Consider the following 12208-nt stretch of genomic DNA (forward strand, 5'->3'; position numbering starts at 1 on the left):
CGTACCCCTCAGGAGCCCTGCGGCTGGCGGGCGGCCGCGGTCGACAGGCGGGGGCCGGTGGGCAGGAACTTCGACCAGGGCGCGGGGATCGGGGCGGGGTTGAGGTCGGCGTAGCCGAGGCGGGTCTGCGCCAGCTTCGCCTCCTGCTGGAGCGCCTTGCGCTTCTTGGCCGACATGCCGATGCCCTTGTCGTCGGTGGCGCTGTCGTCGTTGGACTGCAGGGCGTAGCGCAGGCCGGTGTCGGTGACCAGGAACACGCCGCCGACCGTGGTCTCCGTGCCCTGGTACTGGCGGTAGAGCTGGCCGGAGCCGGCCGTGACGTACGCGCTGGAGGAGCCGGTGGGCAGCACCGCGGGGAAGTCGGTGCCGGCCCAGGTGCTGAGGGTCGTCCGGCCGTCGTCGGGGTCGACGTGGTTCAGGACGTTGCAGACGGTGTTGCGGCTGCCGTCGGCCGGGGCGGGGTCGTTGACCGCGCTGGGCTTCTCGGTGGGCCACTTGTGCTCGGCGGCGAACGGCTCGCCCCGGACGATGGCGCCCGCGCTGACCTCCAGGTGGTGTCCGGCCTGGCCGAGTTTCACGAGGTTCTCGCTGGTCAGCAGGAGCTGGGCGACGAAGTCGGAGACGGGGGCGACCCGGCCGGGCAGGACCACGAAGTACTGCTCCTGGCCGTTGACCGGTGCCCTGAGCACCATGCCGACGTGGTTGGCCTGATCGTCCAACTGCCCGGGGGCGTGCGCGGCGGCGCCCGGGACGCCGGTGACCTGCGGGAAGCTGATCGGGTCGCCGGGGTGCAGGGTGTCGATCCACTCCCGGGTCACCCGCTGCGGGGTGCGGTCCGCGCCCACGATGGTCTGCAGCAGCAGCTTGTCGGAGGCGTCGACCGGGTACGCCCGGCCGCCTGCGTCGACCACGTACTGCTTCTTGTCCGGGGTGGCGACGTAGAGGAGTTCGCCGCCGTGCAGCTTCTCCTTGGCGCCCTTGAGTTTGCTCCGGTCCCGCTCGGCGAGGACGAACGCGGCCTTCTGGATGGAGCTGCCGCTGCCGCTCGGGCGCTCGCAGACGGCCCACTCCTTGGCCGCGCCGGCCTCCTCGCGGGAGGGCAGCCGGTCGGGGGCGTAGGGGATGCCGATGGTGACGCCGTGCGGGATCTTGCCGTTGTCGAGGATCGACTCGTCGACGGTGACGACGTCGACGTCGCTCTGGGTGTCGAGGACGAGCTTGGCCGACGCCATGTTGAGGACCGGATGCAGCTGGACCTTGTGCTTCGTCTCCAGCACGACGTACCGGGTGGTGGACTTGCTGGCGATGATCACCTTCTGTCCGGGCTTGTCCCAGCCCTGGGGGGCCGTCGGCTTGAACATGCCCCAGGCACCGAAGGCGGCCAGCACGACCGCGGCGACGATCGCGCTGGGCACGATGGCCCGCAACGGCCGGGGCGCCCCCTCGTCGGAGGCATCCGGTGACGACTGCACGAACGACGCGAGCATGCGGCGCTTCGCGAAGGTGTAGGCGTTGAGTTGATCCCGCCGAGATGCCATCTGTGCCCGTTTCTCCCCGTGTCTCACCCGGAGCGCGCCGGGGGACCGTGCTCCCCCGCCCTCCGTTGTCGGACCCGGCCCCTACTATGCCTGGTACGGAGCGGGTCTCGTGGAGCGGGTAGGGTACCTGGGCCCTCAAGGGCCTTGTTCAGTGGCCTGGTTCCAGCGAGTTGTGAGCAAATCGGGGGGATGGAGTGATGGCTTCCGGAACGCGGACGCGAGCGCGCGGCCGGTCGGCGGCACGAGGTCGTGCGGCCGGGTCCGGGACGCCGCCGCGCGGGACGTCCGCCCAGCGCGGCGCGGAGCGCCAGCAGGTCACGCTCGGCCTCAGGCAACGGCCCGGCCAGGCCGGCTCGTTCCGTTTGCAACGGCTCGTGCTGGTGGAGCTGGCGGCTGCGGTGCTGGTCGTCGGCTGGGCCGTCGGCATGGCGGTCCTGGTGCCGGCCGGCGTGGTCGCGCTGCTGCTGGTCCTGCTGGCCTTCGTACGGCGGCGGGGCCGGTCGCTGCCCGAGTGGCTCGCCACCGCGCGGGAGTTGCGGGCGCGGCAGAAGCGCGCCGCGACCACCCCGATACCGCCGGGCACGGAGCCCGGACTGGTCCCGGCGGTGGAGTGCGAGCCGGCCCTGCGCACGTATTCGTACGGCGCCCGTGACCGGCGCCCGGTCGGCATCGTCGGTGACGGGACGTTCGTCACGGCCGTGCTCCAGGTGGAGGCCGACGCGACCGCGCTGCGGGCCGAGCGGAGCCGCCAGCCGCTGCCGCTGGGGCTGGTGCGGGACGCGCTGGAGGTGGACGGGATACGCCTGGAGTCGGCGCAGATCGTGCTGCACACGCAGCCGGCGCCCGCGCTGCATCTGCCCCAGCAGTCCGTGGCCGTCGCCAACTACCTTCCGTTGCAGGAGCAGACCGGCGCCCCGGCGGTGCGCATCACCTGGATCGCGCTGAAACTCGACCCCGAGCTGTGCACGGCCGCCGTGGCCGCGCGCGGTGGCGGCCTGACGGGTGCGCAGAAGTGCGTCGTACGGGCCGCGGACCATCTGGCGAGCCGGCTGACCGGCGCCGGGTTCCGGGCGCGGGTGCTGGACGAGGAGGAGCTGGTCGCCGCCCTCGCCACCTCGGCCTGCGCCAACCCGCTGGTCACCGCGGAGGCGGGGCGCAGCGAAACGCGGGAGCGGCGCACGGAGGAGTCCGGCCGCAGCTGGCGCTGCGACAACCGGCGGCACACGACGTACTGGGTGCGGCGCTGGCCCCAGCTGGGCGGCGGCCGGGCCGAGTCCCTGCCGCAGTTCGTCGCCCGGGTCACCGCGATACCGGCTCTGGCGACCACCTTCAGCCTGACTCTCGCGCACGGGGAGCGGCAGGAGGTGTCGCTCAGCGGGCATCTGCGGGTGACCGGGCGCAGCGACGACGAACTCGTCGCGGCGCGGCGCGCCCTGGAGGGCGCGGCCCGGCAGTCCGGGGCCGGACTGGCCCGCCTCGACCGCGAGCAGCTTCCCGGCATGCTGGCCACTCTGCCCCTCGGAGGTGCGCGGTGACGACGATCCCGACGACGGCCATGGCGCCGGACACGGCTGCGCAAGGGGCGCAGGCGCCGTCCGGGCTGCGGCGGGCGGGTGAGCGGCTGCGGCACGGACTGGGTCTGATCGGACCCCGGCACGGCCGACACGGACTGTCGGTGCAGCAGCTCGACGCGCTCGCGCTGCCCATCGGGGACGACGGGGTGGTGGCCGGTGTCGACGCCGAGGGGCAGCCGGCCGTGCTGGGCATCAACCGGCCCACTCCGTACGACGTCGTCCTGATCGGCGGTCTGTGGACCGCGCAGGTGCTGGCGCTGCGCTCGGCCGCCACCGGCGCCCGGGTGGCGGTGGAGACCGGCCGGCCGCAGGCCTGGATGCAGATGGTGCACGCCATGGGCGGCGGGCAGAACGGGCTGTCGGTGTACGAGGTGGGGCGGGTGCCTCCGCAGGGTGCCTCCGCCGGCACGCCGGTGCTGGTGGTCCGTGACTGCGGTATGCGGCCCCCGCGCGGCCGGGTCGTGTCCGGGCCCTGGCAGTCGGTGCTGACGCTGCTGCCGTACCTGAGTCCCGTCGCACCCCGGCTGCTGCGGCAGGCGCGGCTCGCCGGCATACAGCGGGTCTCGCCGGACGAGGCGGCCGAACTGGGGCGGACGATGGGGTTGTCGCGGACCGAGGTGGAGTCGCTGCCGGCGCTGCCCGACGGCGTCACTCTGTGGTGCACCGACCGTGACCGGCAGTACGTACTGACACAACCCACCGATCCCGAGGTGGGATTGCTGGGCACACCGCGCCGGATGGACTGAACTGCCCTTACCCGTCCCTTTTGTTCGCGGTGTGGTGGGCGTCCGCGCGGGGCGCGCGCGCTGTCCGCGTGCGCGCGGTTCCCCGGTGGGCGTGTACGGAAGGCGGGCGGGCCTGCCGAGGTGTGGCTCGTGGTGATTAGGCTGGGAGCGGGCGCGATGGCAGGACCCGTGGGCCGGGCGTCGGTGTCCCGGGGGGAGGACCGGTGCATCGGACTGCCCCGAACGACTATGGACGACTCGGTACGACACGACATGCTCGCCCCGGCACGGCATGAGGGTGCTCGACCACACCAGGAGGAACTGTGAGCAGCGATCGGGACGGGATGCGCGGGGGCTGGGACACACCCGGCGATGACCAGCCCGACGCGGAGGCCATCGAGACCACCGGCGAGTTCACCATCGACTACGCTCCCCCCGCCTGGTACACGCAGAACGCGTCCGGTACGGCGGGAGGGCCGGGCGGTGCGGGCGGTTTCGCCGGTACCGGCGGCCCCGGCGTCCCCGGCGCCGCCGGCGACTCGGGTGCTCCAGGTGCCGCGGCCTCCTCCGGGATGCCGTTCCCCACGGGTTCTCCGGTGCCGGGCGCGACACCACCGCCCGCCGCCCAGCCGACGGGCACGCCGCCGCAGGGCACTCCGTTCACTCCGCCGCAGGGCACCCCGTACGGCCCGGCGCAGGGGGCTCCGTACGGCCCGGCGCAGGGAGCCTCGTACGGTCCGGCGCAGGGCGCGTCGTTCACCCCGGCTCAGGGGACCTCGTACGCTCCCCCGGCTCCGCCCGCGCCGCCGGCTCCGCCCGGTCCCGCGGAGGGCGCGCCGTACGCCCCGCCCGCCGCGCCCGCGCAGCCCGCGCCGCCGGTGGGCAGCCCCGTCCCGATGCCGCGGCTGCCCGAGGGTTTCGAGCCGCAGCAGCCGCAGCCGGCCCGGCATGAGGCGCCGGCCGTCTCCGCCTCGGTGGAGCCGGAGACGGACAACGGGGACCTGGAGAGCGGGGCGACCATGCGGTTCTCCGCCGTCGCCCTGAAGCGCCAGATGGCGGAGATCGCCGAGCGCTCGGCGGCCGCGGGGAGCCCCGCCGGGTCCGGGAGCGAGGGCCCCGTGGAGGGCTCGGCTTCGACGGACGAGGAGGGTGTGGTGGGCGCCGCCGGAGCGGAGGACTCCGCCGGTGCCGCCGGCTTCGCGGGTGCTGAAGGCCCCGACGGTGCCGAAGACTCCGCCGGGACCGTCGGCCTCGCCGGCGCGAAGGACCCTGTCGGTGCGGAAGGCGCCGCCGGCGCGGAAGGCGCCGGTGCTTCCGATGGTGCCGGTGCTTCCGATGGTGCCGGCGACGGCGAAGGCGCCGAGGAGTCCCGCGGCGAGACTGCGGCGCGGGAGGGCACGGTGGCGGAGGCCGCCGGGTCGGCGGGTGTCGCGTCCGACGAGGACGAGGGACAGGGCGCGGAGAGCGGCCGGGCGGACCGGGCCGAGGGCTCGATCGTGCCGGGGTCCGGGGAGTCGACCGAGGAGTCGGCCACCGCCGGGAAGACGGCCCCGGAGGAAGGTGTCGCCGGACAGGCCGCCACGGAGGGCGCCGCCGACGCCGTGCGGCCCGACGCCGTGCGGCCCGACACGGACGATTCGGAGGGCTCCGCGGACTCCGCGCGGTCCGACGCCCCGGAGCCCTCGGACGCCGTGGTGGATGCCGTGGCGGCGGGCGCGCTCGGCAGCGCGCCTCAGCAGGACGCTTCGGCGAACGACGCCCCGACCGACGGCACCGCCACCGACAGCACCGAGGCAGAGGGCGCCACGGCCGACGGCGCCCCGCAGGCCGCCGCACCGCTCACGGACGCTCAGCAGACGGATGTCGCGCAGCCGAATGCCCAGCAGCAGCCGCATCTCCAGCAGACGGGTGCCCCACAGCCCGGCGGGCCGCTGCCGGGAGCGGCCCAGCCCACCGGCGCACCCCAGCCCGGAGCGGCCCACCCCGGCGGCCACGGATTCCCCCAGCCGGGAACCCGGCAGCCCGGCACCTCGGACACCGGCGCACCCCAGCCCGCGGCGGCTCACCCCGCCGCCGCTCAGCCCGGCGGCCACGGATTCCCGCAGCCCGGCGCCCAGCACACCGGCGCGCCGCAGGCTGGGCCCGGTGCCCCGCACGCCGCCGTGCCGCCCGCTCCCCCGGCCCCTCAGGGCGCGCAGCCCGGTTGGACTCCGCCGGCCGCGCCGCAGGGCGGGCTGCCTCCGCTGCCGCCCTCGTACCAGCCCGCCGCACCGGCTCCCGCGGCCCAGTGGCCCGCGCAGCAGCAGGGGGTCCCGCAGCAGCCCGGCCCGATGCCCGGCCAGCAGCCGCAGCCGCCGGCCGGCCAGGGTCCCGTCGGCACGCCCGGCCAGGACCCCGTCGGCGTGCCCGGCCAGGGCCCCGTCGGCGTGCCCGGCCAGCAGCCGCCTTTCCAGCCGCAGGCGCCGCAGCCCGCACCCGCCGCGTGGAACCAGCCGAACCAGCCCGGCCAGCCCGGCCAGCCCGGTCAGCCCGGCCAGCCCGTGGCAGGACCGCAGCCGACTCCCAACGGCCCGACTGCGCCCGGCGGTTACGGCTTCCCCCAGCCCGGTGTGCCCACTCCCCCGGCCCAGCCCGGCGGTTACGGCTTCCCACAGCCCCCGGCACCCCAGCCGCACCCCAACGCCCCCACCCCGCCGAGCGGTTACGGCTTCCCCCAGCCCGGCGTGCCCACTCCCCCGGCCCAGCCCGGCGGTTACGGCTTCCCGCAGCCCCCGGCACCCCAGCCGCACCCCAACGCCCCCACCCCGCCGAGCGGTTACGGCTTCCCCCAGCCGCCGCAGAACCCCGACCCGGCCGCCCACGCCCCCGAGGCGGCGCAGGCCCCGGTCGACCCGCGCTCCGGTGCCGCGTGGCCGCAGCCGGTGCAGCACGACCAGCGACAGCCGGTCAACCCCGGTGCCGCGCCGCTCGGTTACACCGCCGCCGTGGAACTGTCCTCGGACCGGCTGCTCAACAACAAGCGGCAGAAGGCGAAGAGCGGGCGGCCCGCGGCGGCGGCCGGCCGGTTCAAGCTCGGTGGCAAGAAGGAGGAGGCCGAGCGGCAGCGCAAGCTGGAGCTGATCCGTACGCCGGTGCTCTCCTGCTACCGGATCGCGGTCATCAGCCTCAAGGGCGGGGTCGGCAAGACGACCACGACGACCGCGCTCGGCTCGACCCTCGCCACCGAGCGGCAGGACAAGATCCTCGCCATCGACGCCAACCCGGACGCCGGTACGCTCGGGCGGCGGGTGCGCCGGGAGACCGGGGCCACCATCCGTGACCTCGTCCAGGCGATCCCGTACCTCAACTCGTACATGGACATCCGGCGGTTCACCTCCCAGGCGCCGTCCGGGCTGGAGATCATCGCCAACGACGTGGACCCGGCCGTCTCGACCACGTTCAACGACGAGGACTACCGGCGGGCGATAGACGTCCTCGGCCGGCAGTACCCGGTCATCCTGACCGACTCCGGCACCGGTCTGCTGTACAGCGCCATGCGCGGGGTGCTCGACCTGGCCGACCAGCTCATCATCATCTCGACGCCGTCCGTGGACGGAGCGAGCAGCGCGAGCACGACGCTGGACTGGCTCTCCGCGCACGGGTACGCCGACCTGGTCTCCCGGTCCCTCACCGTGATCTCCGGGGTCCGCGAGACGGGCAAGATGATCAAGGTCGAGGACATCGTGTCGCACTTCGAGACCCGGACCCGCGGGGTCGTGGTGGTGCCCTTCGACGAGCATCTGGCCGCCGGTGCCGAGGTCGATCTCGACATGATGCGGCCGAAGACGCGCGAGGCGTACTTCAACCTCGCCGCGTTGATCGCCGAGGACTTCACCCGCCACCAGCAGGCGCACGGCCTGTGGACGAGCGACGGCAACCCGCCGCCGGTGGCCGCCCCGCCGATGCCGGGCCAGCCCATGCCCGGTCAGCCCATGCCGGGTCAGCCCATGCCGGGCCAGCCGTACGCCCCCGGTCAGCCGTACCCGCAGGTGCCGGGTCAGGGGGGTCCGGGGTACCCGCAGGCCCAGCCTCAGGGTTACCCGCAGGCTCCAGGACAGGGCGGTCAGGGGTATCCGCAGACCCAGGGCCAGCCGTACGCACCGCCGCAGCAGCCGTACCCGCCGCAGCAGAGCCAGCCGGGCCAGCCGGGCCAGCAGCCGTATCCGGCACAGCCCGGCTACCCGCAGCCCGGCCAGCCCCAGCCCGGCCAGCCGCAGCCGCAGTTGTACGGGCAGCAGCAGCCGCAGGACCCGCAGGATCCGCCCCAGCAGTAGAACAGCGAGAAGCGGAAGGGCGACCGGTGCTCATCGCACCGGCCGCCCTTCGCGCTGAAAACTACGGCTGAGAGGAACGGTCAGTCCTCCGCGGCCACGATCTCCCGGCAGCGCTTCACATCGGCGGCGATCTGCTCCAGCAGCGCCTCCAGCGACTCGAACTTCGCCTGGCCGCGCACGTAGGCGAGGAAGTCGACGGCGACGTGCAGGCCGTACAGATCGAGGCCGACGCGGTCGATGGCGTACGCCTCCACCGTGCGCTCGGTGCCGTCGAACTGCGGGTTCGTGCCGACGGAGATCGCAGCCGGCATGATCTCGCCCTGGGCGTGCAGATAGCCGGCGTACACGCCGTCGGCGGGAATCGCGGTGTGCGGGAGCGTCTCGACGTTGGCCGTCGGGAAGCCCATCTCCCGGCCGCGCTGGGCACCGCGGACGACGACGCCCTCCACCCGGTGCGGGCGGCCGAGAATCTCCCGGGCGCCCGCGACATCGCCCTCGGCGACCAGGCGGCGGGTCAGCGTGGACGAGAACGGCTCGCCACCGCCCGCCTCACCGGTGACGTACAGGTCGACGATCTCGACGTCGAAGTCGTAGGTCTTGCCCTGCTCGACCAGGAACTCGACGTTGCCGGCGGCCTTGTGGCCGAAGCGGAAGTTGGGGCCTTCCACCACCGCCTTGGCGTGCAGCTTGTCCACCAGGACCTTCACCACGAAATCGCCGGGCGAGAGCTTCGAGAACTCGGTGGTGAAGGGCAGGATGAGGACCGCGTCGACACCCAGCTCGGCCATCAGCTCGGCGCGGCGGTGGTGCGGGGCGAGCAGCGGCGGGTGGCTGCCGGGGCGGACCACCTCGCTGGGGTGCGGGTCGAAGGTGACCACGACGGCCGGGACGCCCAGTTCGCGGGCGCGGTCCACGGCGTGCTTGATGATCAGCTGGTGGCCTCGGTGGACGCCGTCGTAGGAACCGATGGTGACGACGCTGCGCCCCCAGTCCTGGGGGATGTCCTCCAAGCCACGCCAGCGCTGCACTGTGACCGCTCCTCGAACCCTTGTCCGTGTCTACCTTGACCTCGTGGTGCAGGTCTAAGGGTGCCATGCCGGGTGCTCCGCGCCAGCATCGGCATGGGGGCTGTGACGGGGCGCACGTTCCTCGGTGCCGCTCGGGCCGCTAGCGGGAGCGTCCCGGCCCCGCTCAGGGCCGGTGCGGGTGACGCCCGGCCCCGCTCAGGCCGGTACGCGGACACCCGCCAGGCTCTCGATCATGCGGCGGGTGCTGGGGCCCACCACGGCGGCCCAGTCACCCGGGTCGTCGCTCAGCCAGCGGGCCATGCGGGCGGCGAAGCCGGGCACATGGCGGCCGAGGTCGACCAGTCCGCGGTCGAAGCGGGTGGCGCCCTCGGGCGTGCGGACCAGCAGCAGCCCGGTGCGGTGGACGAGACCGCGGACCTCTTCCTCCCGGCGGACCTCTTCCTCCCGGCGGGCCTCCTCCCGACGGGCCCCGCCCTCGTCGCCGCCCTTGTCGCCGCCCTCGTCGCCGTCCCCGTCCCTCCCGGCCGCCCCTCGCCCCGACGCCTCCGTCTGCGCCGCCGCGTGCAGCACGGCGTCCAGGACGGCCGGGTCCTGCTCACGGGCGAGCAGGTGCTCCAGCAGCTCGCGGCGGAACGGGCGGGAGGCGGGGGTGCCGGGGGCGGCGAGGACGGTGGCGAGAGCCGCCCGCACCGGTTCCGGGCCGCCGTCGAGCAGACCCGTGACCAGGGGCAGCAGGACCGGGCGGGCGGTGGGGCCCTGGTCCAGGCGGCGGTCGACGTAACCGGCGACGTGTCCGGCGGTGTCCGGGCGCAGCCGGACCACCTCCTGGACCAGCGCGGCGACCCGGCGGGCGAGGGCCGGGGTGGTGACCTCGGCGAGGGTGCGCAGGGCCGCGCCGGTCTCCGGGACGCCGGCGTCCGGGGCGCTCAGCCGGGCGCGGAACGCCTCCAGGACCGGTTCCGGGTGCGTGGTCAGGGCCGGGACCAGGGCGCTCGGCGGGAGCTGCGGGTCGCCGTCGGTGAAGTGGCGCAGGGCCGCGGGCAGATGCCGGTCACGGGTCTGCGGGTCGTGCACCAGCAGGGCCAGGGCGCCGCCGTGCAGGGTGCAGTCGGCGGGGCGGGCGAGCAGGGCGAGAGCGGCGTAGCGCAGCAGTTCGCGGTCCGTGTCCGAGCGGATGTACGGGGCCGCGCGGAGGCCGAAGGCCATCGCCGCCACCCGCCGGGCGGGGCGTTCGTCGTGCGCCCAGCGGTCGACCGCCCGGCAGACGGCGGACGGCTCCTCCTCGGCGAGCACGGTGAGCAGTTCGTCGGCGCGCTGGTGCGCGCAGGCCACCAGCACTTCGGCGAGGTCGTCCACGGCGCCGTGCCGGTGGGTGTGCAGCAGCGCCTGCGCGGCGGTGGCCACGGTGGCGTGCGGGGTCGCGGGCAACGGCCGCTCGTCGGCGAACCAGCAGGTGAGGAGGGGCTGTACGACGCCCGGGGCGGCGGCCAGCAGTGCGGCGACGGCGTCCAGGTAGCGTTCTCCCGCCGTCGGCGGCGCGGGGTCCGCCAACACGAGCCGGCGCAGCAGGTCGAGGCGCTCGGCGTCACGGACGGGCAGGTCGGTCCAGAAGGCGGGACCGAACTCGGCCGGTACGGGCCGCCGGTCCCGGCGCCAGGCGACGACCCGGTCGGCGAGCAGCCGCAGCACCTCGGTGTACGGCGTCGCGTCCGGGACCTGGAGCAGGGTACGGGCGAGCAGCCGGGCGGCCCACCAGGAATCCGGGTCGCGTTCCAGGGCGTCCGCCAACTCCCGCAACTTGAAGGCGAGTTGTCGGGGGCCGTGCTGGCGGGCGAGGAGCAGCAGGGCCTGTACGACGGGGCCGACGCGGTGGTGCGGGACCGGGACGAGGCAGGTGTCGGGCGGCTCGGCGGAGCGGTGCACCAAGGCGCGGAGAGCCTCGTCCAGATCCAGGTGCATGCCCTGGATCCAGTCGGCCAGTTCCTCGTGGGCGAAGCGGTAGCCGCCGCCGGCCGGCACGAGGAGGCCCTCGGCGAGGACGGCGGAGGCCCAGCCGGTGCCACCGCCGAGCCGCGCGGGGGCGGGGCCCCAGGGGAACACCGCCTCGAACGCCTCCCGGTCCAGCTCCCCCTGTCCCGGGCCGAGGCTGCGCCGGGCCGCCTCGTGCACCTGCCCGGCGACCCGCGCCGCGAGCCGTCGTACGGCCGTACCGCGCAGGCCGCCGGCGGCGGCGAGCCGGACCGCCACGCGCAGGCACATCAGGTCGAGGTGGGCGGCGAAGACGTCGTGCCGGTCGACGGGCCCGGCGGCCGTGACCTCCGGGACCGCGGCCGTGACCTCGGACGCCAACCGGATGGTGAGCGGATGCCGCGCGTCCCGTTCGACGAGGAAGCCGTCCGGAATCCCGTGCCGTTCCCGCGCCCGCCGTCCCTCCTCGACACCGAAGTCACCGAGCCGCAGGCAGGGCGGAAGCGGATCGACGGGGGTGCGGGGGGCTTCGCCGGTAGTGCGGGGGGCTTCGCCAGGGCGGCCCGAGGGAGTGAGCGGATCACCGGTGGCGGCGGGGGCGTCGCCGGGCTGCGCGTGATCGGCCACCGGAGCGATGGGGACGGGGGGCGAGCCGACCGCGCGGATGAGTGGCACGGTCGCGGGGGCCACGGGGACGGCCGCGGGGATTGCGGAGACGGCCGCGGGGGCGGCCGGGGCGGTCGAGGGGACGGCCGGGGTGGCCCGGGCGGTCACGAGGGTGGCGGCCGAGGAGGTCGCGGGGGTGGCGGCCGGGGAGGTCGCGGGGGTGGCCGGGGAGGTCGCGGGGGTGGCCGGGGAGGTCGCGGGGGTGGCCGGGGAGGGGAGGGAACAGGCCCCGCCGGCCGGGGCGGCGCGGTCGGCCCGGCTTGGTGACAACTCGCCGGCCCCGGCCACGGACACCGGCCCGTCCGACGCCCGAAACGTCTCGCGTCCGCCGGCCACAGCCCGGCCGGGGACCGCGAGGTCCTCCGGGACACGGAACGGCTCACCCCCGTCCGTCAC

At 75.3% G+C, this 12208-nt stretch carries 5 protein-coding genes and 1 pseudogene; 3 read left to right on the top strand and 3 right to left on the bottom strand.

The features are described from left to right. Positions 1-8: 8 nt before the first annotated feature. Positions 9-1538 carry a type VII secretion protein EccB gene (gene eccB / locus ACZ7KF_RS18465; protein WP_471075556.1) on the bottom strand — a complete coding sequence of 510 codons (1530 nt, stop codon included), beginning with the start codon at positions 1536-1538 and terminating at the stop codon, positions 9-11. Between the two features lie 197 nt (positions 1539-1735). On the opposite strand from eccB, the gene eccE reads away from it, so the two are divergent. The 3 genes from eccE (at position 1736) to ACZ7KF_RS18480 (ending at position 8150) form a co-directional block, all read left to right on the top strand. Continuing rightward, entirely contained in the window at positions 1736-3073 is a 1338-nt protein-coding gene (gene eccE, locus ACZ7KF_RS18470; RefSeq protein ID WP_471075558.1) for a type VII secretion protein EccE, read from the top strand. Between the two features lie 20 nt (positions 3074-3093). Beyond that, entirely contained in the window at positions 3094-3858 is a 765-nt protein-coding gene (locus ACZ7KF_RS18475; protein WP_471076311.1) for a hypothetical protein, read from the top strand. 302 nt (positions 3859-4160) lie between these two features. Then, positions 4161-8150 carry an SCO5717 family growth-regulating ATPase gene (locus ACZ7KF_RS18480; protein ID WP_471075561.1) on the top strand — a complete coding sequence of 1330 codons (3990 nt, stop codon included), beginning with the start codon at positions 4161-4163 and terminating at the stop codon, positions 8148-8150. 80 nt (positions 8151-8230) lie between these two features. Here the strand turns inward: ACZ7KF_RS18480 and ACZ7KF_RS18485 are convergent, their stop codons facing one another. Both ACZ7KF_RS18485 and ACZ7KF_RS18490 read right to left on the bottom strand, forming a co-directional pair. Continuing rightward, positions 8231-9178, bottom strand: a complete 948-nt coding sequence (locus ACZ7KF_RS18485; RefSeq protein ID WP_471075564.1) for a bifunctional riboflavin kinase/FAD synthetase — start codon at positions 9176-9178, stop codon at positions 8231-8233. Between the two features lie 195 nt (positions 9179-9373). Next, positions 9374-11353, bottom strand: a pseudogene (locus ACZ7KF_RS18490) (hypothetical protein); the annotation flags it as partial. Positions 11354-12208 lie beyond the last annotated feature (855 nt).

It is taken from the genome of Streptomyces sp. NPDC038200, from assembly GCF_055600785.1.

What these genes read in the sequence shown, in the direction of transcription:
- eccB (WP_471075556.1), bottom strand. Translation starts at nt 1,538, where the DNA reads ATGGCATCTCGGCGGGATCAACTCAACGCCTACACCTTCGCGAAGCGC.
- eccE (WP_471075558.1), top strand. Translation starts at nt 1,736, where the DNA reads ATGGCTTCCGGAACGCGGACGCGAGCGCGCGGCCGGTCGGCGGCACGA.
- ACZ7KF_RS18475 (WP_471076311.1), top strand. Translation starts at nt 3,094, where the DNA reads ATGGCGCCGGACACGGCTGCGCAAGGGGCGCAGGCGCCGTCCGGGCTG.